Consider the following 24,525-nt stretch of genomic DNA (forward strand, 5'->3'; position numbering starts at 1 on the left):
CCGAGGCAGAGGCTTTTTTACCAGATTGTGGCGCGCGGACTTGCCCGCTCGCCACAATAAGCCAGGCGTCCATCAGACTTGCGACTGAGCGCCTTCAAACCACTTCAGCTTCTCACGCAGCAGCACCACTTCCCCAACAATCACCAGTGTCGGCGCATGAACCTCATGCTCCGCCACCATGCGTGGCAGGTCAGCCAGCGTACCCGTGAACACCCGCTGGTTGGACGTAGTGCCCTGCTGGATCAACGCCGCCGGCGTATCCGCCGAACGCCCATGCTGGATCAGTTGTTCGCAGATGATCGGCAAACCAATCAAGCCCATGTAGAACACCAGGGTCTGTGATGGCCCCACCAGATCACTCCAGGGCAGGTCCGACGTACCGTCCTTCAAGTGCCCGGTAATGAAGCGAACCGATTGCGCATAGTCGCGGTGGGTCAGCGGAATACCGGCATACGCAGCACAACCACTGGCCGCAGTAATACCTGGCACGACCTGGAACGGGATGCCATGGGCCGCCAGCTCTTCGATCTCTTCGCCACCACGGCCGAAGATGAACGGATCGCCACCCTTGAGTCGCAATACACGCTTGCCCTGCTTGGCCAGGTCCACCAGTTGCTGGTTGATCTGATCCTGAGGCACAGCGTGATCGGCGCGACGCTTGCCAACGTAAACCCGCTCGGCATCACGGCGACACAGCTCAAGAATCGCCGGCGCCACCAGACGGTCGTACAGCACCACATCGGCCTGCTGCATCAAGCGCAGGGCACGGAAGGTCAGCAGGTCCGGATCACCAGGGCCTGCGCCCACCAGATAAACCTCGCCCGGCGCATGAGGCGGCGCACCGTTGATCTTGTCCACCAGCAGCCGCTCAGCTTCGTCACCCTGCCCGGCCAACTGCCGATCAGCAATTGGCCCCTGAAAGACTTCCTCCCAGAACGCCCGACGTTGCTGCACGTCCGCAAACAAGCCTTTGACCTGGGTGCGAAAGCGCGCAGCCAACCCGGCCAACTGGCCATAAGTCGACGGAATCCAGGTTTCCAGCTTGGCTCGGATCAACCTCGCCAGCACTGGCGCATCGCCGCCACTGGAGACCGCAATCACCAAAGGTGAACGATCGACAATCGCCGGGAAGATCACGCTGCACAAGGCAGGTGCATCCACCACATTGACCGGCACACAACGGCGCCGGGCATCACTGGATACTTGCGCGTTCAGCGGCTCGTCATCCGTAGCCGCGATGATCAGGGTGCAACCATCAAGGTCCACTTCCTGATAACCGCGCACAATCAGTTCACCGCCACTGCCGTGCACCAGTTCACGCAACTGGTCTTCAATCTGGGGAGCAACCACCCGCAACAACGCGCCGGCGTCGGCCAGCAGCCGGGATTTGCGCAAGGCAATCTCCCCGCCACCGACGACCAACACACGACTGCCGCGCAGGTTATGAAACAGCGGCAGAAATTCCATTTAGCCGATGACCTCAATGCCCGCCATGTACGGCTTGAGCACCTCTGGCACACGAATCGAACCGTCGGCTTGCTGGTAGTTTTCCAGCACCGCGACCAAGGTCCGACCCACTGCCAGACCAGAACCGTTCAAGGTGTGGACCAGTTCCGGCTTGCCGGTTTCCGGATTGCGGAAACGCGCCTGCATGCGACGGGCCTGGAAATCACCGCAGTTGGAGCACGACGAAATCTCGCGGTACTTGTCCTGGCTCGGTACCCAGACTTCCAGGTCGTAAGTCTTGACCGCGCTGAAACCCATGTCGCCGGTGCATAGCGCCAGCACTCGATACGGCAGTTCCAGCAATTGCAGGACACGCTCGGCGTTGGCAGTCAGGCCTTCCAGCGCTTGCATGGAGGTCGACGGCTCGACGATCTGTACCATCTCTACCTTGTCGAACTGGTGCTGGCGGATCATGCCGCGAGTATCGCGACCGGATGCACCGGCCTCGCTACGAAAGCACGGCGTGTGGGCGACGAACTTCAATGGCAACTGCTTGGCGTCGAGGATTTCCCCGGCGACGATGTTGGTCAGCGACACTTCGGCGGTAGGGATCAGGTACAGATCGGCTTCGCCTTCGCGGCTGATCTTGAACAGGTCTTCCTCGAACTTGGGCAACTGGCTGGTACCAACCAACGCCGGCGCCTGTACCAGGTAAGGCGTGTAGGCCTCTTCGTAGCCGTGTTCGCCGGTGTGCAGGTTGACCATGAACTGCGCCAGGGCACGGTGCATACGGGCAATCGGGCCACGCAGCAAGGCAAAACGGGCGCCGGACAGCTTGGCGGCGGTTTCGAAATCCAGGCCGCCACTCAGTTCGCCGAGGGCGACGTGGTCCTTGACCTCGAAATCAAAGGCCTTCGGTGTGCCCCAGCGGCGCACTTCGACGTTGCCGTCTTCGTCGGCACCGACCGGCACCGACTCGTGCGGCAGGTTAGGGATGCCCAGCAGGATCGAATCCAGCTCAGTCTGGATCGCGTCCAGCTCCACTTTACCGCTGGCCAGTTCACCCGCCATGCGCTCGACATCTGCCATCAACGGCGCGATGTCTTCGCCACGCTGCTTGGCCTGACCGATGGATTTGGAACGCGCATTACGCTCAGCCTGCAGTGCTTCGGTGCGGGTCTGGACGGTCTTGCGCTGTTCTTCCAGCGCTTCGATGCGCGCAACATCCAGGGCAAAGCCACGGGATGCCAGGCGGTCCGCTACGTCCTGAAGGTTGCTACGTAACAGTTTGGAATCGAGCATGTCGGTCTCTCGTTTATCAAAGTTTGGTCAAGGACAGGCCAGCCCAGGTGGCGAGCAGCCCGCCGAACACGCTGATGGCCAGGTACCCGAAGGCGACCGGTGCCTGCCCGCTTTCCAGCAGGCGCAACGTATCCAGAGAAAAGGATGAAAAGGTCGTCAGACCGCCTACAAAGCCGACAATCAAACCGGCGCGAATTTCAATTGGCACTTCCGGGCGCAACAAAAACAGCCCGTACAACACGCCAATGATCAAACACCCCACCAAGTTGACGGCCAGGGTCGCCGCATAAAAATGTCGCGGCCAGTTGGCACTCACCCAGCTGCTTGCGGCGAAACGCAATAATGTACCAGCGATGCCGGCCACGGACACGGCAAGAATCGTTCTAAGCACTACTTTCTCCGCTGTTTCGGGCTAAGTCGGTCGAGTTGGGCAAGGTGATTGAGTTTCTCACCGATCTTCAGCTCCAGGCCACGAGGCACCGGTTGGTAGAACGGCTGAGGCTCAAGCTCGTCGGGAAAATAGTCTTCGCCGGCCGCATAGGCATCCGGCTCATCATGGGCGTAACGGTATTCGTCGCCATAACCCAGCTGTTTCATCAGTTTGGTCGGCGCATTGCGCAGGTGCAGCGGCACCTCCAGCGAACCGTGCTCGGCGGCAGCGCGCAATGCGGACTTGAACCCCATATAAACCGCGTTGCTTTTCGGCGCACAGGCCAGGTAGGTAATGGCCTGGGCCACCGCCAACTCGCCTTCCGGGCTGCCGAGGCGCTCCTGCACTTCCCAGGCGGCGAGGCACAGGCTCAGGGCGCGCGGGTCGGCGTTGCCAATGTCTTCGCTGGCCATGCGTACCACACGCCGAGCCAGATACAGTGGGTCGCAACCACCGTCGATCATGCGGGCGAACCAGTACAGCGCGCCGTCGGGGTTGGAGCCTCGCACCGACTTGTGCAGCGCCGATATCTGGTCGTAAAACGCTTCGCCGCCCTTGTCGAAACGGCGGCGGGTATCGCCCAAGAGGCTTTGCAGCAGGTCGACACCGATTTCACTAGCATCTTCAGCCAGGTCGGAAGCGTTCTCCAACAAGTTGAGAAAACGTCGCCCGTCTCCGTCAGCGGCACTTAGCAGAATCTTGAAGCCTTCTTCACTGAGACTCAGCTGGCGCTTGCCCAGGCCCTTGTCTTCACTCAACGCTCTCTGCAGCAGCTTTTTCATGGCTGCTTCGTCGAGGCTTTTGAGCACATAGACCCGCGCCCGAGACAACAAGGCGTTGTTCAGCTCAAAGGAGGGGTTTTCGGTGGTGGCACCAATAAAAATCAGCGTGCCGTCTTCGACATAGGGCAGGAACGCATCCTGTTGCGACTTGTTGAAGCGGTGCACTTCGTCGACAAACAAGATGGTGCGCTTGCCGTATTGACCGGCCTGCTGTTTGGCGATTTCCACAGCCTGGCGGATTTCCTTGACCCCGGCCAGTACCGCCGAGACCGTTTCGAAGTGTGCGTCCGAGACTTTTGCCAGCAGCCGCGCCAAAGTGGTTTTACCCACGCCCGGCGGCCCCCAGAAAATCATCGAGTGCAGGGCACCCTGCTCCAGGGCTTCGCGCAAGGGCTTGCCGCGAGCGAGCAGGTGTTCCTGCCCGACGTACTCGTCCAGGTTGGTCGAGCGCAGGCGCGCCGCCAAAGGTTGAGCAATCGGGTCACTTCGAAACAGGTCCATGGGCAGCGTTTGTAACCTCTAGGCAGTTTATTCCTGGATCACGTCGGCACCCTTGGGGATGTCGAACTTGAACTTGGAAGCGGCGACAGGCTCATTGGCCTTGACCCCAGTGAACAGGATATTGGTGCGCTGGCCGACGCTGTCGATCAACTGCATGTCGTTAATCATGCCATTGCGAAACGACAGGCGCAGGCTGTCAAACAGCGTGTCCTTGGATTTCGGCTTGAGGGTGAAGTCGATCACACCGCTGGCCTGCTTGGACGTAATATCAAAGCTCTCACTGATTTGCGACACATTGCCAGACAGCAGCAAGGCAGGGGTCTGGCTCAGGCGTGGATCAAGTGTCTTGATGGTCGCCTGCTCCAGATCCGGATCCCACAGCGTCACCTTCTTGCCATCAGAGACAATGGTTTGCTCGGCGGGTGCGTCGGTATGCCAGTAGAAAAGCCCTGGACGCTGCACTGCCATTTCGCCAGCGGTTTCCTGCAGCTGGGTACCACCACCATCCAGGGTCAACTGGGAAAAGCGTGCGGTCAGTGTCTTGGATTTTTCCAGCAAGTTGGTCAGGCTCGCAACGGAGGCCGGATCAGCGTGAGCAGAAAGAGCGGTCAAAGCCAGCGCCGGCAACAACAGCATGCGGATAAGACGCATGGGAGTCCTCATAGATTTCGGTTGAAAGGCGAGCCGCGCGTGGTCACGCGGCACATATCAGTCGCGCACCGGCCCCGGCGCAAGAACTTCGCGGGAACCGTTGGTGTTCATGGACGTCACCACACCAGCCATTTCCATGGATTCGATCATGCGGGCGGCGCGGTTATAGCCGATCTTCAGCTTGCGCTGAACAGCAGAGATCGAGGCGCGACGACTTTCCAGGACGAACTGTACGGCTTCGTCATAGAGCGCATCGGTTTCGGCATCATCGTCGCCACCACTGCCTCCGTCGAAGCCGCTGCCGGCCTCTTCGACGCCTGCGAGGATGTCGTCGTTGTATTCCGGGGCGCCGCGCAGTTTCCAGGCTTCTACCACACGGTGTACCTCATCATCGGAGACGAACGCACCGTGGACCCGGATCGGCAGGCTCGTGCCTGGCGGCATGTAGAGCATGTCACCGTGGCCCAACAACTGTTCAGCGCCACCCTGGTCGATGATGGTCCGCGAGTCGATCTTGCTCGACACCTGGAACGCCATGCGGGTCGGGATGTTGGCCTTGATCAGACCGGTGATAACATCCACCGACGGCCGCTGGGTCGCCAGAATCAAGTGAATACCGGCAGCACGAGCCTTCTGGGCAATACGAGCGATCAGCTCTTCGACCTTCTTGCCAACGATCATCATCATGTCGGCAAATTCGTCGACCACCACCACGATGGTCGGCAGCTTGATCAGCAATGGTGCTTCGTCGTGAATACTTTCGCGCTTGTACAGCGGATCGGTCAGCGGCGTGCCGGCGTCCTGGGCTTCCTTGACCTTGGCGTTGAAGCCAGAGAGGTTACGCACGCCCATCTTCGCCATCAACTTGTAGCGCCGTTCCATCTCGGCGACGCTCCAGCGCAGGGCGTTGGCGGCGTCCTTCATGTCGGTTACCACCGGGCACAACAGGTGCGGAATGCCTTCGTAGATTGACAGTTCAAGCATTTTTGGGTCGATCATGATCAGTTTGGCGTCTTCTGGGCCAGACTTGAACAGGATCGACAGGATCATCGCGTTCACACCCACCGACTTACCTGAACCAGTGGTGCCGGCTACCAGCAGGTGAGGCATTTTCGCCAGGTCAGTGATGACCGGCCGGCCACCAATGTCATGGCCCAGGGCCAAGGTGACCGGCGACTTGAAGTTGTCATACTCCGGTGTCGACAGCACTTCGGAGAAGCGCACGATCTGCCGGTCTTCGTTGGGAATCTCGATACCGACGGTAGTCTTGCCCGGAATCACTTCCACCACCCGCACACTGGTCACAGCCAGGGAACGCGCCAAGTCTTTAGCGAGGTTGGAAATGCGGCTGACCTTCACACCGGCGGCAGGCTGGATTTCGTAACGAGTGATCACGGGGCCTGGGTGAATCGAGTCCACCGAGACTTCGACGCCGAACTCCTTGAGTTTGATTTCCAGCAAATGGCCAACGGCCGCTAGGGACTCAGGGGAATAGTTGAGTTTTTTCTTCTCGGCTGGATCAAGAATCGAGATCGGCGGCAAGGTCCCTTCCACGGCGCTGTCGACAAATAATGGAGCCTGTTTCTCTTTCTGCACGCGCTTGCTCTGCTCCGCAGCCATGGTCGGCGCGGGGGCAATCACCGGCGGTACTTGCTTCTCGCGGTCAGACATGTGCTTGGTCAGGGCCTGCTCGCGCTCGATCAGCCGCTCCTTGACCTTGGCCTGTTCACGCCGGTCCGGCGTGCTGGGGGCAACCACTTCGCTGACGCGGGTGTCGACCTCACGCAACTGCGCGACCATGCGCTTGCGATCCACGCGAGCTGACCACCAGCGGTTGGCGGCGCTCTGGAACAGTTCGAGCAGGTCCAGGGTGATCTTGCCTGTCACGTCCATGACCTTGAACCAGGACAGATCGGTAAATACCGTCAAGCCAAACAGGAACAAGGCGATGAACATAAGGGTGCTGCCCTGGATGTTCAGGCTCTTGCGGGCCAGGTCACCGAGACTTTCGCCCAAGGCGCCGCCCGCTCCAGCCGGCAAGCCGGTAGGTGCGTGAAAATGTATATGCGCCAAGGCCGCGCCCGACAACACCAGGAACACCAGGCCGATCAAGCGCCAGGAAAACAGCCAGCCGCTCCACTGCCAGGGTTCATGACGCTGCCGGAAAATCTGCCAGGTCTTGATCGCCAGCAACAACGGGAAGATATAAGCGAAATATCCCAGGATCATGAACAGGATATCGGCGCTGTAGGAGCCGGCAGGACCACCGAAGTTCTGCACGTCGTCGATCTTGCTGTTATGGCTCCAGCCCGGATCATCCTTGCCATAGGTCAACAAGGCCATCATCAGGAACAGGCATAAAGCGCCGATGGCAATCAGCGCACCTTCCTTGAGCCGATAGTGCAGATGCTGACGCCAGGCCGGAACTACTGCTGTTTTAGGTGTTACGGTGGATTTCTTCAAAACTGGTCTTTTCCTGCGCCTGTAGCGCGTCCAACTGTTGAATGACTACAAAAACACTGCCCAATCCGGACAGGTAAAAAGTGAACCCGCGTCGTTGATACTTCTTTTAACACTCTGTGACGGGATCATGAAACGGCGATAACGCCTGAACACAAGGATATAGCGCCGCATTGTACGGGTTTGTGTGCCCGTTGCCACGCAGTTGGCTCACCAATACAGTCTAGCCAACGGCAATTTTCATGCAATTCAATTTGAGCATGCATTGTCTTTGCTGACAAAGGCTTATGAGCTGTTGTTATCAGACTGGACAAGCATTGAAAACGATCATCCTGCGCCATCCGCCCAGCGGATCATCACTGAACCCGATTACGACCACACCTCTGCCTTAGAGTTGCAGAAACACTCGCTTATGCATCCAGGCACTGATTGCGCGTTCGGGGTAGCCGAGCTGCGTCCCGTCGACAATAATCACTGCCTGATGCGGCGGGCCTAGACCTGTCACCGCCCTCCCCTCCCCTAAGTCTGAATACCATGCTGACCTGGCTGCAACGCAACACCCTGACTTTTCCGCCGCTGGTAAAAGCCATGCACGAACCCAATGGCCTGCTTGCGGCCGGTGGCGACCTGTCTGCCGACCGCCTGATCAAGGCCTATCGCCACGGCTGCTTTCCCTGGTTTTCGGAAGGCCAGCCGATTCTCTGGTGGTCGCCCGACCCACGCACCGTGCTATTTCCCGCCGAACTGCACGTATCCCGCAGCCTGGGTAAACTGCTGCGTCAGCAACGCTATGAGGTGACCTTCGACAAGGACTTCGCCGCAGTCATCCAGGCCTGCGCCGCCCCCCGAAGCTACGCCGATGGCACCTGGATCACCGACGCCATGCAGAGCGCCTACCTGCAGTTGCATCAACGCGGTTATGCCCACTCAGTGGAAGTCTGGGACCAGGGCGAACTGGTCGGCGGCCTCTACGGCCTTGCGATGGGCCAGTTATTTTTCGGTGAGTCGATGTTCAGCCGCGCCGACAACGCCTCGAAATTCGGTTTTGCTACCCTGGTCAAGCAATTACAGGCCTGGGGGTTTGTGCTGATTGACTGCCAGATGCCCACCGATCACCTGCACAGCCTCGGCGCCCGCGCCATACCCCGCAGCGACTTTGCCGGTTACCTGCGCGACCATCTGGACCAACCCAGCGCCGCACCGTGGGTTTCCTAGGCGACTTCGTCGCACCTGGCTTACACTTATTTCAAAGCTTATCCGAGGGTTGATCATGACCGAGTTGGCGCGCTTGAAGTTTTATGCCACTCAACCCCACTCTTGCAGCTATCTGCCCGATGAGCAGGCCACCACGCTGTTCCTCGACCCCAGCCAGCCAATGGACGTGCACGTCTATGCCGACCTGTCAGAGATGGGTTTTCGGCGCAGCGGCGACCACCTGTACCGGCCCCACTGCCAGAACTGCAATGCTTGTGTGCCGGCACGCATTCCCGTGGCGCAATTTTTGCCAGATCGTAATCAGAAACGCATTCTCAAGCGCAATGCCGACCTGACGGTGACACCGGCCAAACCAGGCTTCAGCGAAGAATATTTTGATCTCTACCAGCGCTACATCGAACAACGCCACGCCGATGGCGACATGTTCCCTCCCAGCCGCGACCAGTTCTCCACGTTTCTGGTGCGCGAGCTGCCGTTCTCACGCTTCTACGAGTTTCGCCTTGAGGGACGGCTGGTGGCCGTTGCCGTCACGGACCTGCTGCCCAACGGCCTGTCTGCGGTCTACACCTTTTACGAACCTACCGAAGAACGCCGCAGCCTAGGACGCTTTGCAATCCTCTGGCAAATCGGCGAAGCGTTGAGGCTGGAATTGGAAGCGGTATACCTCGGATACTGGATCAAGAACTGCAAAAAAATGAACTACAAGACCCAATATCGGCCCATTGAGCTGCTAATTAATCAAAGATGGGTCACTCTGAACTAGAACCCCTTGGCTTAAACCCCATTTTTCGGGCACAATGCACGCCGCTTTTGCCTGGAGCAGTTGCACCGGGCCATTCATTGGATACCGAGGGCTTTACTGCATGTCGAAAGAAGACAGCTTCGAAATGGAAGGCACTGTCGTCGACACCCTGCCCAACACCATGTTTCGCGTGGAGTTGGAAAATGGGCACGTCGTAACCGCGCATATTTCCGGCAAGATGCGCAAGAACTACATTCGTATTCTTACCGGCGACAAAGTGCGCGTCGAGCTGACGCCCTATGATTTGAGCAAAGGGCGCATCACTTACCGCGCTCGTTAATCAAGTCAATACAAAACGCCCGGTTATACCGGGCGTTTTTGTGCGCGCAGTTTTTAGCAACACCATTGAGTCACTGTGAGCGAGCTTGCTCGCTAAGGTGGTTAACAATAACGCAGGGCACCTGGCAACCAAGGGCGCCCTTTCGTTTTTCGCGAGCAAGCTCACTCCTGCACACAGTAAAAAGGCGCCTCTCGGCGCCTTTTTGCTTTATTGCAGTCAGCTATCAGGCCATTTCAGCCGTGGTTTCAAACTCGAAGGTCAGTTCATCATCCTTCAGATCGATGTGCACCACGCCACCATGGTCAGCCAGTTCGCCAAACAGGATCTCTTCGGCCAGTGGACGCTTGATCTTGTCCTGGATCAACCGCGCCATCGGCCGCGCACCCATTGCCGCGTCGTAGCCACCCGCTGCCAGCCAGCTGCGTGCCGCGTCCGTAACTTCCAGCTGCACGCGTTTGTCTTCCAACTGCGCCTGAAGCTCGGTAAGGAACTTGTCCACCACGTTCTTGATGACCTCATGACTGAGGCGACCAAACTGGATAATGGTGTCCAGACGGTTGCGAAACTCTGGCGTAAAGCTCTTCTTGACCACTTCCATCGCATCGGAAGAGTGATCCTGATGAGTAAAGCCAATGGAAGCCCGCGCGGCCGTTTCGGCACCGGCGTTGGTGGTCATGATCACGATCACGTTACGGAAGTCCGCCTTGCGCCCGTTGTTGTCGGTCAGGGTCCCATGGTCCATGACCTGCAGCAGCAGGTTGAAGACTTCCGGGTGGGCCTTCTCGATTTCATCGAGCAGTAACACGCAATGCGGCTGCTTGGTGATCGCTTCGGTCAACAGCCCGCCCTGGTCGAACCCGACATAGCCCGGAGGCGCACCGATCAGGCGCGACACAGTGTGCCGCTCCATGTACTCGGACATGTCGAAACGAACCAGCTCGATGCCCATGGCCTTGGCCAACTGACGTGCCGCCTCGGTCTTGCCGACACCGGTAGGCCCTGCGAACAGGAACGAACCGACTGGCTTGTCCGGCGACTTGAGGCCCGCCCGGGACAGCTTGATCGCAGTCGACAGCGAATCGATCGCCGCATCCTGACCAAACACCGTCAGCTTGAGGTCGCGTTCCAGGTTACGCAGCAGCTCCTTGTCGGAACTGGTGACGTGTTTTGGCGGAATTCGTGCGATTTTCGCCACGATATCCTCGACCTGAGGCACCTCAATGCGCTTCACACGCTTCTCGATCGGTTGCAGGCGCTGATAGGCCCCTGCTTCGTCGATGACGTCGATGGCCTTGTCCGGCATATGCCGGTCATTGATATAGCGCGACGCGAGCTCAGCAGCCGCGCGCAGGGCTTCATCGCTGTATTCGATGCCATGGTGCGCTTCGAAACGCCCCCTGAGACCGCGCAGAATGCCAATGGTGTCTTCGACCGAAGGCTCGGACACGTCGACCTTCTGGAAGCGACGTGCAAGGGCACGGTCTTTTTCGAAGATCCCGCGGAACTCCTGGAACGTGGTCGAACCTATACAACGGATATCGCCCGATGACAGCAGCGGCTTGAGCAGGTTCGCGGCATCCATCACGCCACCGGAGGCTGCACCGGCACCGATGATGGTGTGAATTTCATCGATAAACAGGATCGCCTGCGGGCGTTTTTTCAGCTCGCCGAGCAACGCCTTGAAGCGCTTCTCGAAATCGCCACGGTACTTGGTCCCGGCGAGCAACGCACCCAGATCAAGGGAGTAGACGACGCTGTTGGCCAGCAGATCGGGAACCTGATTATCAACGATACGTTTGGCCAGGCCTTCGGCAATTGCGGTTTTACCCACGCCCGCCTCGCCTACCAGCAGCGGATTGTTCTTGCGACGACGAGCCAGGATCTGCGCGACGCGCTCGACTTCCAGCTCACGCCCCACCAGCGGATCGATCCGCCCTTGGCGCGCCAGCTCGTTGAGGTTACTGGCATAGGCATCCAGTGGGTTGCTTGAAGAAGAAGACTCACCGCCCTCGTCGTCCTGCATATCCTGTTCACCCTCGGAGTGATCGCCATGCCCAGGCACTTTCGAGATGCCGTGGGCGATGTAGTTGACGACATCGATCCGGGCAACGCTCTGCTGCTTGAGCAGAAACACCGCCTGGCTTTCCTGTTCGCTGAAGATGGCGACCAGCACGTTGGCACCAGTGACTTCGCGCTTCCCGGAGCTCTGTACGTGGAAGACGGCACGCTGAAGCACCCGCTGGAAGCCCAGGGTTGGCTGGGTTTCGCGGTCCTCGTCGTGAACGGGGATCAGTGGTGTGGTGGAGTCGATAAACTCCTGTAGATCATGCTTGAGCTTGTCGAGGTTGGCGCCGCACGCACGCAAAACGGTGGCGGCAGCTTCGTTATCCAAAAGTGCCAGCAGCAGGTGTTCGACGGTCATGAATTCATGACGCTTCGAACGGGCCTCCTTGAAGGCAAGATTGAGGGTGACTTCGAGCTCGCGGTTTAACATAGCTTCACCTCATACCCAAGTGGTCGGAGTTAACCGTCCTTCTCGATTTCACAGAGTAGCGGATGCTGGCTTTCCCTGGCGTACTGGTTGACCTGCATGGCCTTCGTCTCGGCGATGTCGCGGGTAAACACTCCACATACTGCCCGTCCTTCTGTGTGAACGGCCAGCATTACCTTGGTCGCCAACTCGCGGTTCAGGCTAAAAAACACCTCGAGTATTTCGACGACGAAATCCATCGGCGTGTAGTCATCATTAAACAAAACCACCTTGTACATCGGCGGCGCCTGTAAAGCAGGCTTGGCCTCCTGGACAGCAATACCTGCAGAACCGTCGTCGTCCTCGTGACCATCCGGATGATCCTTATGGAGAGTCGGGCGGTCCTGATTGAATGTTAGTCGAATCTGGCTGATTGCATGCATGGAAAGAAAGGTTCGTCAGTTGTGCAAATACAGTGATGGGGGCGGCCTGTCAGATTTTCAATCTCTGACCGACTGGTCGCCTTGACTATCGGCAAATCGGTGTTACAACCAATAGAACCCACAGTGGGTAAAAAAGGTCCGCGCAGTCAACCTTATTTGTTCGGGTTAGGACGGATAAACTGGATGATACTCCAGTGATGGAGTCTGGTGCAGAGGGATATGGGCATGGCTAGCGGTAAGGTCAAGTGGTTCAACAATGCCAAGGGGTACGGCTTCATTAATGAAGACGGCAAGGATGAAGACCTTTTTGCGCACTTTTCGGCCATCAGCATGGATGGCTATAAAACGCTCAAGGCCGGACAACCTGTAATCTTTGAAATCATTCAAGGGCCAAAGGGGCTGCACGCGGTGGAAATTCGTGCGCATGTCACGGAGAGTACCAGCACACAGACCGAAACCCCCGATCTGAGCGCAACCGCAATCGAAAGACCCATGACTCAAAAATCAAAAAAACAAACGGCTTGATTCGCCGCTGAGTAAACGCTCCACGATAAAAAAACCGACCCCCCAATGACTTGGGAGGGTCGGTTTTTTCTTTTCGGGTTGTCGGCTTACATATGAGAAATCAACGCATCACCAAACGCCGACGAAGACAGCAACTTGGCACCCTCCATCAAGCGATGGAAGTCATAGGTCACAGTCTTGGCCGAGATCGCGCCGTTGGTGCCCTTGATGATCAAGTCGGCCGCTTCGGTCCAGCCCATGTGACGCAGCATCATTTCTGCCGAAAGGATCAGCGAACCCGGGTTGACCTGGTCCTTACCGGCGTATTTCGGCGCGGTACCGTGGGTGGCTTCGAACATCGCGATGGTGTCGGACAGGTTGGCGCCCGGTGCAATGCCGATACCGCCCACTTCTGCCGCCAGGGCATCAGAAAGGTAGTCACCGTTGAGGTTCAGGGTAGCGATCACATCGTATTCGGCTGGGCGCAGCAGAATTTGCTGAAGCATGGCGTCGGCGATGGCGTCCTTGACCACGACATTCTTGCCGGTGCGCGGATTCTTGAATTGCATCCACGGACCACCGTCAAGCAGGGTCGCGCCGAACTCTTCGGCGGCCACTTCGTAGGCCCATTCCTTGAAGGCACCTTCGGTGAACTTCATGATGTTGCCTTTGTGCACGATGGTCAGCGAGTCGCGGTCATTGTCGACCACATACTGCAGGGCCTTGCGCGCCAGGCGCTTGGTGCCTTCCAGAGATACCGGCTTGATGCCAATACCGCAGTTTTGGTCGAAGCGGATCTTGGTGACACCCATTTCCTCTTTCAGAAACTTGATGACCTTGATCGCTTCCGGGGAACCGGCTTTCCACTCGATACCCGCGTAAATGTCCTCGGAGTTTTCACGGAAGATGGTCATGTCGACATCGCCAGGCTTCTTGACCGGGCTTGGCACACCTTCGAACCAGCGCACCGGGCGCAGGCACACATACAAATCGAGCTGTTGGCGCATGGCCACGTTCAACGAACGGATGCCGCCACCGACCGGAGTGGTCAGCGGGCCCTTGATGGAAACCACGTAATCCTTGACCGCGTCCAGGGTTTCCTGGGGCAACCAGGTATCCTGGTCGTAAACTTGAGTTGCCTTCTCGCCGGCATAAACCTCCATCCAGGAAATTTTGCGCTTGCCGCCGTAGGCCTTGTTAACAGCTGCATCGACAACCTTGATCATCACCGGGCTGATGTCGACACCAATACCGTCACCTTCAATGAAGGGAATGATCGGGTTGTTAGGAACATTGAGAGAATGGTCTGCATTGACGGTGATTTTGTCGCCGACTGCCGGAACCTGAATCTTCTTGTATCCCATGCTGAACTCCGTTTGTGGATTGAACATCTGGCTGCGCTCGAGCGTACTCCAGTTGCCTGGCAACGGGAACCTCAGCCCCTGCCCATTCGCTGCGAAAACAGCACATTTAGCCGCCTACAAGCTTGAAATCAAAGGGAAAAACGCCAAACTTGAGCACAACGTGCGACTTTAGGCGTAGCCCGGTACCTGCGACCTTTAGACCAATGGACGAGACACCTTTTGTATGAAGGCTCGGCGTAAGCATAGCGACCTATGTATAATGCCGCCGCTGACCACAGAGTCACGACGGCTGGCCTCTCTATTACGAGACTTTCCGCCCAAAAGCCGGGCTGCCACAGCAGTCCACCCGCTTGACGCTCGACTGATGCAACCCAACATCATCGCGAAGAAACATCGACATTCGGCTCATGGATGACTTTGAACGAACGCGCTTTACCCGGCGCATCTCGAGTTTCCGCGCACGCTTTCAGTAAAGAAGAGAGTTAATCCGAATATGCCCACCCGCTCGAAGATCATCTATACCTTCACCGACGAAGCCCCAGCCCTCGCCACCTATTCACTGCTGCCTATCGTAGAGGCCTTCACCGCTTCCGCTGATATTGCCGTGGAAACCCGCGACATCTCCCTCGCAGGGCGCATCCTCGCAAGCTTCCCCGAGCAACTGGGCGCCAAGGCCGTGCCGGACCACCTCGCCGAACTGGGCGCCCTGGCTGTCACCCCTGAAGCCAACATCATCAAGTTGCCGAACATCAGCGCCTCGACGCCTCAGTTGCAGGCCGCGATCAAGGAGCTGCAAGCCAAGGGCTTCGACCTGCCGGACTACCCGGAAACCGTAACCACCGACGCGGAAAAAGAAACCCGTGCACGTTACGACAAGATCAAGGGCAGCGCCGTGAACCCGGTACTGCGCGAAGGCAACTCGGACCGCCGCGCACCGCTGTCGGTCAAGAACTATGCACGCAAGCACCCGCACAAAATGGGCGCCTGGGCTGCGGACTCCAAGTCCCACGTTGCCCACATGAGCACCGGCGACTTCTACGGCAGCGAAAAAGCCGTACAGATCGAAGCGGCTGACGCTGTCAAAATCGAGTTGATCGCCAAAGACGGCACCACCACCGTATTGAAAGAAAAAACCACCGCCCTGGCTGGTGAGATCCTCGATTGCGGCGTACTGAGCAAAAACGCCCTGCGTAGCTTCATCGCCGCTGAAATCGAAGACGCCAAGAAACAAGGCGTGTTGCTGTCGATTCACCTGAAAGCCACCATGATGAAGGTTTCCGACCCAGTCATGTTCGGCCAGATCGTTGCCGAGTTCTATAAAGACGCCCTGACCAAGCACGCTGATGTGCTGGCGCAGATTGGCTTCAATCTGAACAACGGCATCGCTGACCTGTACGCCCGCATCAAGGCCCTGCCGGCCTATCAGCAAGCGCAGATCGAAGCCGACATCCAGGCGGTGTACGCCGCTCGTCCGTCCCTGGCCATGGTCAACTCGGACAAAGGCATTACCAACCTGCACGTACCGAGCGACGTTATCGTCGACGCCTCGATGCCTGCGATGATCCGTGACTCCGGCAAGATGTGGGGCACTGACGGTCAACTGCACGACACCAAGGCCGTGATCCCGGATCGCTGCTACGCCACCATCTACCAGGCGGTGATCGAAGACTGCAAGCAACACGGCGCCTTCGATCCAACCACCATGGGCAGCGTGCCAAACGTTGGCCTGATGGCGAAAAAAGCCGAAGAGTACGGCTCCCACGACAAGACCTTCCAGATCAAGGCTGACGGCGTAGTTCGCGTCACCGACAGCAAGGGCAACCTGCTGATGGAACAGACCGTCGAAGCCGGCGATATCTTCCGCATGTGCCAGACCAAGGACGCGCCAATCCAGGATTGGGTCAAGCTGGCCGTCAATCGTGCCCGCGCCAGTAACACCCCGGCGATCTTCTGGCTGGACCCACTGCGCGCCCACGACGGCGTAGTGGTCGAGAAAGTTCAGGCTTACCTGAAGGATCACGACACCAGCGGCCTGGACATCCGCATCATGGCGCCTGTTGACGCGATGAAGTTCACCCTGGACCGCACCCGCGAAGGCAAGGACACCATCTCGGTGACCGGCAACGTACTGCGCGACTACCTGACTGACCTGTTCCCGATCATGGAACTGGGCACCAGCGCCAAGATGCTGTCGATCGTGCCGCTGATGAACGGTGGCGGCCTGTTCGAAACCGGCGCTGGCGGTTCGGCACCAAAGCACGTGCAACAGCTGCTGGAAGAAAACTTCTTGCGCTGGGATTCCCTGGGCGAGTTCCTGGCCCTGGCCGCCTCCCTTGAGCATTTGGGTGTGAACTACAACAACCCGAAAGCCCTGGTACTGGCCAAGACCCTGGACCAGGCCACCGGCCAGTTCCTCGACAACAACAAGTCGCCATCGCGCAAAGTCGGCAACATCGACAACCGCGGCAGCCACTTCTACCTGGCGCTGTACTGGGCTCAGGCCCTGACTGCCCAGACCGAAGACAGCGCACTGCAAGCGCAGTTCAGCGAACTGGCCAAGACCCTGGCCGCGAACGAGGCAACTATCGTTGCCGAACTCAACGCCGTACAGGGCAAGCCGGTGGACATCGGCGGTTACTACCACGCCAATACCGACCTGATCAGCAAGACCATGCGCCCAAGCAACACCTTCAACGCGGCGATTGCTGCGCTGGTGTAAAGATATAAACGCGACCTTGTGCCGCGACGCTGCCCCTGATGGATTGCTGACTAATCCTCAAGCAGCAGGAAAATCCGGAGTCCCACAAGGACTCCGGATTTTTTTTGCCTTTTATTCGGAAATTAACTGCTAACCGCTCTCATACCTTGGCGCACACCTATTGGCGCAGTACTTGCTGCGCATTTGTGCTCCAGCCATCAAAAACTATAAAGAAGGGAGCTTCTATGCCAACAACTCTTGATCATTCATCAAGCGCGGAACGGCGTGTTAGGGCCGGTATCTTCCAGGCACTAGCCTGCTCTTCAGTACTGGCCCTGCTGACCGCCTGCACGGCCAACTCAGGGCCCACGAGTGCCTACCTCCACACTCAGGAGCCGATTGGCAACGTTCAGACCATGTACGACGGCAAACTCAGCGCAGAAACCGCCGTCACTACCTTTCGCAATATCGACCGCTTATTCCCCGTGCGCACCATCAAGGCAGGCGGTCACCCTTTTCCATTACCACGCAGCAGCCAGCAACTGGGGCCGGTTGCATTTGATTACGAAGGCAAACGCTACAGCCTCGATGATTTCGTCACCCTCAACCGCGTAACAGGCTTGCTGGTGCTCAAGGACGGTCAAGTCGTTACTGAACGCTACGAAAAAGGCAACACACCCGATACCCGATGGATGTCCATGTCAGTGGCCAAATCAATCACCTCGACCCTCGTAGGCGCCGCACTGCAGGACGGCGCGATCAAAAGCCTTGATGACAAAGTGACCCGCTACCTGCCGTCACTGGCCGGCAGCGGTTACGAGCAGGCGACAGTACGCCAGGTGCTGGCCATGCGATCCGGCGTCAAATGGAGCGAGAAATATGCCGACCCAACGTCAGACCGCAGAGTGATGCTCAAGCTGCAAACAGAGCAAGTTCCCGGCTCCGCCCTCAAGTACATGGCCAGCCTGCCCAGCATCGCGCCACCTGGCACCCACACCAACTACAGCACGGGTGAAACACAGGTATTGGGGCAACTGGTCAGCGCTGCCGTGGGCAAGCCGCTAGCACAATATTTGAGTGAGAAAATCTGGGTGCCATACGGCATGCAAGCCGACGCAAACTGGTGGCTCGACGGCCCCAATGGCAATGAAGTGGGGGGCAGCGGCATCAGTGCGACCCTGGAGGATTACGGGCGTTTCGGACAGTTCGTACTCAGCGGTGGCAAAGCTGGCGACAAGCAGGTGCTACCCAAAGGCTGGACGAGCTTCGCCAGCGCGACCACGGGCACTGACCCCGCGTACGGTGACTTTGCTTCCATGTGGTGGCCGGGCTGGACTGCCGCTTCAAAGGCCGATAAAGCCTTTACTGCTGCAGGTATCTTTGGCCAGTACCTCTACATCAACCCAACCCATAACGTCGTGATCGTAGTGTGGGAAGCGCAAACCAAAGCCACGGGCGGCGAGGTCATTGACGACATGGTCGCCTTTGACGCCATTACCAACGCACTTAAATAGCTGCCCCCCCCTACTTGAAATGAGCAGCGGTCCAAGCCCGACGTTCCGATGCCTGCCGGGCGCCCAAATTAAACAAGCGCTGGCAGGCACCCCGTATGATGTCGCACGTACCACGCAGAACACTCATGTCAATCTGATCGTTCGAGACCTTTTTATGACCTGGCAACCCCACATCACCGTCGCCACCATCGTCGAAGACAATGGCCGCTTCCTGATGGTCGAAGAACTCAAGGGCGGCCGCGCCGTGCTCAACCAGCCCGCCGGCCACCTCGACCCGAATGAAACCTTGATCGAGGCCGCCGTGCGCGAAACCCTCGAAGAGACCGGCTGGGACGTCGAAGCTACCGGCATCGTCGGGATCTACCTGTACACCGCCCCCAGCAACGGCGTGACCTACCAGCGGGTCTGCTTCATCGCCAAAGCCCTGAAACACCATCCGGACTATCAACTGGACGACGGTATCGTGCGCGCCTGCTGGCTGACCCGTGACGAGCTGATGGCGCTGCGCGAGAACTGGCGCAGCGAGCTGATCATCCGTTGCATCGATGATTATCTGGCAGGCTTTCACCACAGTCTCAAATTGATCCGCCCTTCTCTTTAGCCTTGCAGGCTCGGGCCTGCTAGAATCGCGTCCTTTTTAAAGACACCCGTTGAAATCCTATGCGTGATCCAGCCCCTTCTGACACACAAAAGAAGCGCGTCATCGTCGGTATGTCCGGCGGCGTGGATTCTTCCGTTTCCGCCGTCCTGCTGATGGAGCAGGGTTATGAGGTGGAAGGCCTGTTCATGAAGAACTGGGAAGAAGACGATGGAACGGAATATTGCACCGCCATGGACGATCTGGCCGATGCCCAGGCCGTCTGCGACAAGATCGGCATCAAGCTGCACACCGCCAACTTTGCCGCCGAGTACTGGGACAACGTGTTCGAGCACTTCCTGGCTGAATACAAGGCCGGTCGCACGCCGAACCCGGACATCCTGTGTAACCGCGAGATCAAGTTCAAGGCGTTCCTTGACTACGCCATGATCCTCGGCGCTGACCTGATTGCGACGGGCCACTACGTGCGTCGCCGCGATGTAGACGGCCGCACCGAACTGCTCAAGGGCCTGGACCAAAACAAGGACCAGAGCTACTTCTTGCACGCTGTTGGCGGTGAACAAATCGCCAAGACGCTGTTCCCGGTCGGCGAACTGGAAAAGCCCGAAGTGCGCAAGATCGCCGAAAAACACGAACTGGCGACCGCCAAGAAGAAAGACTCCACTGGGATCTGCTTTATCGGCGAGCGCCGCTTCAGTGACTTCCTCAAACAATACCTGCCAGCGCAACCGGGCGAGATCAAGACCACCGAAGGCGAAGTCATCGGCCAGCACCACGGCCTGATGTACCACACTATCGGCCAGCGCCAGGGCCTGGGCATTGGCGGCCTGAAAGACGCCAGTGACGAGCCGTGGTACGTGTTGATCAAGGACCTGGAGCACAACGAACTGATCGTTGGCCAGGGCAATGACCACCCGTACCTGTTCTCCCGCGCCCTGCTCGTCTCTGACATCTACTGGGTCAACCCGGTGGACCTGAGCACGCCGCGCCGCCTGACCGCCAAGGTGCGCTATCGCCAGAGCGACCAGCCGTGCACCCTGGAAAAAACCGCCAACGGCTACCGCGCCACCTTCGACGACCCGCAACGCGCGGTCACACCGGGGCAATCGGTGGTGTTCTATGACGCAGAGATTTGCCTGGGAGGCGGCGTGATTGAAGTCGCCGAACCCTGGAGCAGCAAGGCATGAGCCCGACCCAGGAGCAATTGACGGCATTGGGCGGCGTATTTCTTGCCGCCGTGCTGGTGGATAAAATCGCCAAGACCGGCCAGGTTACCGAAGCGGGCCTAACCTGCATGCTTGGCAGCCTGCTGATCCGCGACCCAAAAGACACCCTGGAAGTCTACGGCGGTGACGACCTGGCCCTGCGCGAAGGTTATCGCGCCCTGATCGGTGCCCTGGAGCGCGACCCAAACACCCTGCAGCGCGAGCCACTGCGCTACGCCCTGTCGATGCTCGGCCTGGAGCGGCAACTGGCCAAGCGCGACGACCTGCTGGAAACCATCGGCAAGCGCCTGCCGCAGATTCAGTCTCAGGTCGAGCACTTCGGCCCGGCCCACGAAAATGTGATCGCAGCCTGTGGCGCGCTGTACCAGGACACCTTGAGCACCTTGCGCCAGCGCATCCAGGTCCACGGCGACATGCGCAATCTGCAACAACCGAACAACGCCTCGAAAATCCGTGCCCTGCTGTTGGCTGGTATTCGTTCGGCGCGGTTGTGGCGGCAATTGGGCGGTCATCGTTGGCAGCTGGTCATTAGCCGTCGCAAATTACTTAAAGAGCTTTACCCGTTGATGCGCAACGAATAAGTCGCAGATACAGGCCCCTTATCACCTCGTTACGCGTAATACGCCGGTCAGTTGGCAGCGGACCGGCGAATTTTTTCATGTATGATACGCGCCCCATTTCGTTGCCCGACTGTCCGAGAGCACCCCATGCAGCTTTCTTCGCTCACTGCGGTTTCCCCTGTTGACGGCCGCTACGCCGGCAAAACCCAGGCCCTGCGCCCTATTTTCAGCGAATACGGGTTGATCCGTGCACGCGTTCTGGTTGAAGTGCGCTGGCTCCAGCGCCTGGCTGCTCACCCCGCCATCAGCGAAGTGCCGGCGTTTTCAGCCGAAGCCAACGCTGTACTGAACACCCTGGCGGAAAACTTCTCTCTGGAGCACGCCGAGCGTGTCAAAGAGATCGAGCGCACCACCAACCACGACGTCAAAGCCATTGAGTACCTGCTCAAGGAACAAGCGGCCAAACTGCCAGAGCTGGCCCAGGTCAGCGAATTCATCCACTTTGCCTGCACCAGCGAGGACATCAACAACCTGTCCCACGCCCTGATGCTGCGTGAAGGCCGTGATGACATCATGCTGCCTCTGATGCGCCAGACCAGCGAGGCCATTCGTGAGCTGGCTATCCGCTTTGCCGACGTGCCAATGCTGTCGCGCACTCACGGTCAACCGGCCTCGCCGACCACCCTGGGTAAAGAACTGGCCAACGTGGTATACCGCCTGGAGCGTCAAATCGCTCAAGTCGCTGCCGTACCGCTGCTGGGCAAGATCAACGGCGCCGTCGGCAACTATAACGCGCACATTTGTGCCTACCCTGAGATCGATTGGGAAGAAAACGCCCGCGCCTTCATCGAAGACGAGCTGGGCCTGGGCTTCAACCCCTACACCACGCAGATCGAGCCGCACGACTACATCGCCGAGCTGTTCGACGCCATTGCGCGCTTCAACACCATCCTGATCGACTTTGATCGCGATATCTGGGGCTACATCTCCCTGGGCTACTTCAAGCAGCGCACCATTGCCGGTGAAATCGGTTCGTCGACCATGCCCCACAAGGTCAACCCGATCGACTTCGAAAACTCCGAAGGCAACCTCGGTATCGCCAACGCCCTGTTCCAGCACCTGGCCAGCAAGTTGCCTATCTCCCGCTGGCAGCGCGACCTGACCGACTCCACCGTACTGCGCAACCTCGGCGTGGGCTTCGCTCATAGCGTGATCGCGTACGAAGCCAGCCTCAAAGGCATCAGCAAGCTGGAACTCAACGCGCAGAAAATCGCCGCTGAGCTGGACGCTTGCTGGGAAGTCCTGGCCGAGCCGATCCAGACCGTGATGCGTCGTTACAACATCGCAAACCCTTACGAGAAGCTCAAAGAGTTGACTCGCGGCAAGGGCATCACCTGCGACGCACTGCAAACGTTCATCGACGGTCTGGACATGCCAGCCGCCGCCAAGGCTGAGCTGAAACTGCTCACCCCGGCCAACTACATCGGCAACGCTGTGGCACAAGCCAAACGCATCTGATTGCTGCAAGACCCTTGAGACGCCCGGCAGCGCCGGGCGTTTTTATTCCCGTCTTAAAAGTGCTTTTTTTCAATAGGTTACACATGAATCCTGATATTCCTCTTCAACTTCTGGGCGGCATCACTGCACGGGAATTCCTGCGCGACTACTGGCAGAAGAAACCGCTGCTGATCCGCCAGGCCATTCCCGATTTCGAAAGCCCGATCGATGCCGATGAATTGGCCGGCCTGGCCCTGGAAGAAGAAGTCGAGTCGCGCCTGGTGATCGAGCACGGCGAGCGTCCGTGGGAGCTGCGTCGCGGCCCGTTCGCCGAAGATGCCTTCAGCGCCTTGCCCGAGCGTGACTGGACTCTGCTGGTACAGGCTGTCGACCAGTTCGTCCCGGAAGTTGCCGAATTGCTGGAAAACTTCCGTTTCCTGCCGAGCTGGCGCATCGACGACGTAATGATCAGCTATGCCGCCCCTGGCGGTAGCGTTGGCCCGCACTTCGACAACTACGATGTGTTCCTGCTGCAAGGCGCCGGCAAGCGCAACTGGAAAATCGGCCAGATGTGCGACTCCGAAAGCCCGCTGCTGCAGCACGCCGACCTGCGCATCCTCGCCAACTTCGAAGCCACCGAAGAATGGGTGCTGGAGCCGGGAGACATGCTCTACCTGCCACCGCGCCTGGCCCACTGCGGTGTTGCCGTGGATGACTGCCTGACCTACTCGGTGGGCTTCCGCGCCCCGAGCGCCGCTGAAGTGCTGACCCACTTCACCGACTTCCTCAGCCAGTACCTGCCGGATGAAGAGCGCTACACCGACGCCGACGCCCAGCCCGTGAGTGATCCGCACCAGATCCAAAGCGACGCCCTTGATCGCCTCAAGGGGCTGTTGGCCGAGCACATGAGCGACGAGCGCATGCTGCTGACCTGGTTCGGACAGTTCATGACCGAACCGCGCTATCCCGAACTGGTAGTAGGCCCGGAACTGGAAGAAGACGACCTGCTGAGCAGCCTGGAACAGGGCGCCGTACTGATTCGCAACCCAAGCGCACGCCTGGCATGGTCGGAAGTGGATGACGACCTGCTGCTCTTCGCCAGCGGCCATAGCCGTCTGTTGCCGGGCAAGCTGCGGGATCTGTTGAAAATGGTTTGCGCCGCCGATTCGCTGCACGTCGACAACCTCGGTCCTTGGTTGGCGGATGAAGAGGGCCGTGATCTGCTCTGCGAACTGGTCAAGCAAGGAAGCCTGGGGTTTGCCGATGAATAAGATTCGCGTACGTGTCGCGGACTGGCTAAAGGACAACGCCGAGATTCGGCGTATTCGTGAAGCGGTGTTTATCGCCGAACAATCAGTTCCGCCTGAGTTGGAATGGGATGCTGACGACGCTGGCGCGGTGCATTTCCTCGCGCTGGAAGGCGACTTTCCTGTCGGTACCGCCCGCTTGCTGCCCAGCGGCGAGATCGGCCGTGTGTCGGTCCTCAAGGACTGGCGCGGACTGAAGGTCGGCGATGCACTGATGGATGCGGTGATTGGTGAGGCCCAGAAGCGCGGCCAGGCCAAACAGATCCTTAGCGCCCAGGTTCATGCGACGCCTTTTTATGAGCGGCTGGGCTTTAAAATCGTCAGCGAAGAGTTCCTGGAAGTAGGGATTCCTCATGTTGATATGGTGCGTGAGGGCTGATCCAAGCCTCCAAGCCCCAATAAGCAACACCACAAAATGCCCCGCTATCATGTCGATAGCGGGGCATTTTGCTATGGTGGCCCATCGCAGCCTCGT

The 24,525-nt window shown here is 58.6% G+C and carries 22 protein-coding genes; 13 read left to right on the forward strand and 9 right to left on the reverse strand.

Translation table 11 applies throughout. The annotated features are described in order from the left end of the window. Window positions 1–72: 72 nt before the first annotated feature. Genes cysG through FQ182_RS24910 form a run of 6 tightly spaced genes read right to left on the reverse strand, consistent with a single transcriptional unit; the run spans window position 73 to window position 7,575 of the window. Window positions 73–1,467, reverse strand: a complete 1,395-nt coding sequence (gene cysG, locus FQ182_RS24885; RefSeq protein WP_149494053.1) for a siroheme synthase CysG — start codon at window positions 1,465–1,467, stop codon at window positions 73–75. Beyond that, on the reverse strand, window positions 1,468–2,748 hold the full coding sequence (gene serS / locus FQ182_RS24890) for a serine--tRNA ligase (protein ID WP_149414850.1): 1,281 nt from the start codon (window positions 2,746–2,748) through the stop codon (window positions 1,468–1,470). Window positions 2,749–2,764: 16 nt separating this feature from the next. After that, entirely contained in the window at window positions 2,765–3,139 is a 375-nt protein-coding gene (gene crcB, locus FQ182_RS24895; RefSeq protein ID WP_149414851.1) for a fluoride efflux transporter CrcB, read from the reverse strand. Further along, window positions 3,139–4,461, reverse strand: coding sequence for a replication-associated recombination protein A (locus tag FQ182_RS24900; RefSeq protein WP_133100225.1), 1,323 nt, complete (start codon window positions 4,459–4,461; stop codon window positions 3,139–3,141). Before FQ182_RS24900 ends, crcB begins: the two co-directional genes overlap by 1 nt. Window positions 4,462–4,488: 27 nt before the next feature. Continuing rightward, entirely contained in the window at window positions 4,489–5,112 is a 624-nt protein-coding gene (lolA, locus tag FQ182_RS24905) for an outer membrane lipoprotein chaperone LolA (RefSeq protein ID WP_133100226.1), read from the reverse strand. Between the two features lie 57 nt (window positions 5,113–5,169). Continuing rightward, window positions 5,170–7,575, reverse strand: coding sequence for a DNA translocase FtsK (locus FQ182_RS24910; RefSeq protein ID WP_149414852.1), 2,406 nt, complete (start codon window positions 7,573–7,575; stop codon window positions 5,170–5,172). 184 nt (window positions 7,576–7,759) lie between these two features. On the opposite strand from FQ182_RS24910, the gene FQ182_RS24915 reads away from it, so the two are divergent. The 4 genes from FQ182_RS24915 (at window position 7,760) to infA (ending at window position 9,869) form a co-directional block, all read left to right on the forward strand. Continuing rightward, window positions 7,760–8,068: a hypothetical protein gene (locus FQ182_RS24915; protein ID WP_149414853.1), complete on the forward strand. Its 309-nt coding sequence runs from the start codon at window positions 7,760–7,762 to the stop codon at window positions 8,066–8,068. A 38-nt stretch (window positions 8,069–8,106) separates the two neighbouring features. Continuing rightward, window positions 8,107–8,787, forward strand: coding sequence for a leucyl/phenylalanyl-tRNA--protein transferase (gene aat, locus FQ182_RS24920; RefSeq protein WP_149414854.1), 681 nt, complete (start codon window positions 8,107–8,109; stop codon window positions 8,785–8,787). Between the two features lie 55 nt (window positions 8,788–8,842). Beyond that, complete coding sequence (locus FQ182_RS24925; RefSeq protein ID WP_149414855.1) at window positions 8,843–9,550, forward strand: arginyltransferase; 708 nt, start codon at window positions 8,843–8,845, stop codon at window positions 9,548–9,550. A gap of 100 nt (window positions 9,551–9,650) precedes the next feature. Continuing rightward, entirely contained in the window at window positions 9,651–9,869 is a 219-nt protein-coding gene (infA, locus tag FQ182_RS24930; protein ID WP_002553999.1) for a translation initiation factor IF-1, read from the forward strand. Window positions 9,870–10,092: 223 nt separating this feature from the next. Here the strand turns inward: infA and clpA are convergent, their stop codons facing one another. Next, on the reverse strand, window positions 10,093–12,363 hold the full coding sequence (gene clpA / locus FQ182_RS24935; RefSeq protein WP_149414856.1) for an ATP-dependent Clp protease ATP-binding subunit ClpA: 2,271 nt from the start codon (window positions 12,361–12,363) through the stop codon (window positions 10,093–10,095). Window positions 12,364–12,392: 29 nt separating this feature from the next. Continuing rightward, window positions 12,393–12,782 (reverse strand): ATP-dependent Clp protease adapter ClpS, encoded by a 390-nt coding sequence (gene clpS, locus FQ182_RS24940; protein WP_149414857.1) that lies wholly within the window; start codon window positions 12,780–12,782, stop codon window positions 12,393–12,395. Window positions 12,783–13,001: 219 nt separating this feature from the next. Here clpS and cspD point away from each other — a divergent pair, with 219 nt between their 5' ends. Then, window positions 13,002–13,307: a cold shock domain-containing protein CspD gene (gene cspD / locus FQ182_RS30765; protein ID WP_149414858.1), complete on the forward strand. Its 306-nt coding sequence runs from the start codon at window positions 13,002–13,004 to the stop codon at window positions 13,305–13,307. A gap of 86 nt (window positions 13,308–13,393) precedes the next feature. Here the strand turns inward: cspD and icd are convergent, their stop codons facing one another. Further along, the gene (gene icd, locus FQ182_RS24950) at window positions 13,394–14,650 is read right to left on the reverse strand and encodes an NADP-dependent isocitrate dehydrogenase (protein WP_133100233.1); all 1,257 of its coding nucleotides are present in this window, start codon (window positions 14,648–14,650) and stop codon (window positions 13,394–13,396) included. A gap of 493 nt (window positions 14,651–15,143) precedes the next feature. On the opposite strand from icd, the gene FQ182_RS24955 reads away from it, so the two are divergent. The 8 genes from FQ182_RS24955 to FQ182_RS24990 all read left to right on the forward strand — a co-directional run bounded on the left by FQ182_RS24955 (window position 15,144) and on the right by FQ182_RS24990 (window position 24,429). Beyond that, window positions 15,144–17,369, forward strand: coding sequence for an NADP-dependent isocitrate dehydrogenase (locus FQ182_RS24955; protein ID WP_149414859.1), 2,226 nt, complete (start codon window positions 15,144–15,146; stop codon window positions 17,367–17,369). A 395-nt stretch (window positions 17,370–17,764) separates the two neighbouring features. After that, window positions 17,765–18,862, forward strand: coding sequence for a serine hydrolase (locus FQ182_RS24960; protein ID WP_178114525.1), 1,098 nt, complete (start codon window positions 17,765–17,767; stop codon window positions 18,860–18,862). Window positions 18,863–19,016: 154 nt separating this feature from the next. After that, window positions 19,017–19,463, forward strand: coding sequence for an NUDIX hydrolase (locus tag FQ182_RS24965; RefSeq protein WP_149414860.1), 447 nt, complete (start codon window positions 19,017–19,019; stop codon window positions 19,461–19,463). A 59-nt stretch (window positions 19,464–19,522) separates the two neighbouring features. Next, entirely contained in the window at window positions 19,523–20,647 is a 1,125-nt protein-coding gene (gene mnmA / locus FQ182_RS24970; protein ID WP_149414861.1) for a tRNA 2-thiouridine(34) synthase MnmA, read from the forward strand. Continuing rightward, window positions 20,644–21,267, forward strand: coding sequence for a high frequency lysogenization protein HflD (hflD, locus tag FQ182_RS24975; RefSeq protein WP_133100237.1), 624 nt, complete (start codon window positions 20,644–20,646; stop codon window positions 21,265–21,267). The genes mnmA and hflD overlap by 4 nt, the downstream gene beginning before the upstream one ends. A 126-nt stretch (window positions 21,268–21,393) precedes the next feature. Further along, window positions 21,394–22,764, forward strand: a complete 1,371-nt coding sequence (gene purB / locus FQ182_RS24980) for an adenylosuccinate lyase (RefSeq protein ID WP_149414862.1) — start codon at window positions 21,394–21,396, stop codon at window positions 22,762–22,764. Window positions 22,765–22,847: 83 nt separating this feature from the next. After that, on the forward strand, window positions 22,848–24,014 hold the full coding sequence (locus tag FQ182_RS24985) for a cupin domain-containing protein (protein WP_149414863.1): 1,167 nt from the start codon (window positions 22,848–22,850) through the stop codon (window positions 24,012–24,014). Continuing rightward, on the forward strand, window positions 24,007–24,429 hold the full coding sequence (locus FQ182_RS24990; protein WP_133100240.1) for a GNAT family N-acetyltransferase: 423 nt from the start codon (window positions 24,007–24,009) through the stop codon (window positions 24,427–24,429). The genes FQ182_RS24985 and FQ182_RS24990 overlap by 8 nt, the downstream gene beginning before the upstream one ends. Window positions 24,430–24,525: the final 96 nt, after the last annotated feature.

The organism is Pseudomonas sp. ANT_H4 (assembly GCF_008369295.1).
Taxonomy (GTDB): Bacteria; Pseudomonadota; Gammaproteobacteria; order Pseudomonadales; family Pseudomonadaceae; genus Aquipseudomonas.

Excerpts from the sequence above, each read along its gene's own strand:
- cysG (WP_149494053.1), bottom strand. The coding sequence starts at position 1,467 with ATGGAATTTCTGCCGCTGTTTCATAACCTGCGCGGCAGTCGTGTGTTG.
- serS (WP_149414850.1), bottom strand. The coding sequence starts at position 2,748 with ATGCTCGATTCCAAACTGTTACGTAGCAACCTTCAGGACGTAGCGGAC.
- FQ182_RS24900 (WP_133100225.1), bottom strand. The coding sequence starts at position 4,461 with ATGGACCTGTTTCGAAGTGACCCGATTGCTCAACCTTTGGCGGCGCGC.
- lolA (WP_133100226.1), bottom strand. The coding sequence starts at position 5,112 with ATGCGTCTTATCCGCATGCTGTTGTTGCCGGCGCTGGCTTTGACCGCT.
- aat (WP_149414854.1), top strand. The coding sequence starts at position 8,107 with ATGCTGACCTGGCTGCAACGCAACACCCTGACTTTTCCGCCGCTGGTA.
- FQ182_RS24925 (WP_149414855.1), top strand. The coding sequence starts at position 8,843 with ATGACCGAGTTGGCGCGCTTGAAGTTTTATGCCACTCAACCCCACTCT.
- infA (WP_002553999.1), top strand. The coding sequence starts at position 9,651 with ATGTCGAAAGAAGACAGCTTCGAAATGGAAGGCACTGTCGTCGACACC.
- clpA (WP_149414856.1), bottom strand. The coding sequence starts at position 12,363 with ATGTTAAACCGCGAGCTCGAAGTCACCCTCAATCTTGCCTTCAAGGAG.
- clpS (WP_149414857.1), bottom strand. The coding sequence starts at position 12,782 with ATGCATGCAATCAGCCAGATTCGACTAACATTCAATCAGGACCGCCCG.
- cspD (WP_149414858.1), top strand. The coding sequence starts at position 13,002 with ATGGGCATGGCTAGCGGTAAGGTCAAGTGGTTCAACAATGCCAAGGGG.
- icd (WP_133100233.1), bottom strand. The coding sequence starts at position 14,650 with ATGGGATACAAGAAGATTCAGGTTCCGGCAGTCGGCGACAAAATCACC.
- FQ182_RS24955 (WP_149414859.1), top strand. The coding sequence starts at position 15,144 with ATGCCCACCCGCTCGAAGATCATCTATACCTTCACCGACGAAGCCCCA.
- FQ182_RS24960 (WP_178114525.1), top strand. The coding sequence starts at position 17,765 with ATGTACGACGGCAAACTCAGCGCAGAAACCGCCGTCACTACCTTTCGC.
- FQ182_RS24965 (WP_149414860.1), top strand. The coding sequence starts at position 19,017 with ATGACCTGGCAACCCCACATCACCGTCGCCACCATCGTCGAAGACAAT.
- mnmA (WP_149414861.1), top strand. The coding sequence starts at position 19,523 with ATGCGTGATCCAGCCCCTTCTGACACACAAAAGAAGCGCGTCATCGTC.
- hflD (WP_133100237.1), top strand. The coding sequence starts at position 20,644 with ATGAGCCCGACCCAGGAGCAATTGACGGCATTGGGCGGCGTATTTCTT.
- purB (WP_149414862.1), top strand. The coding sequence starts at position 21,394 with ATGCAGCTTTCTTCGCTCACTGCGGTTTCCCCTGTTGACGGCCGCTAC.
- FQ182_RS24985 (WP_149414863.1), top strand. The coding sequence starts at position 22,848 with ATGAATCCTGATATTCCTCTTCAACTTCTGGGCGGCATCACTGCACGG.
- FQ182_RS24990 (WP_133100240.1), top strand. The coding sequence starts at position 24,007 with ATGAATAAGATTCGCGTACGTGTCGCGGACTGGCTAAAGGACAACGCC.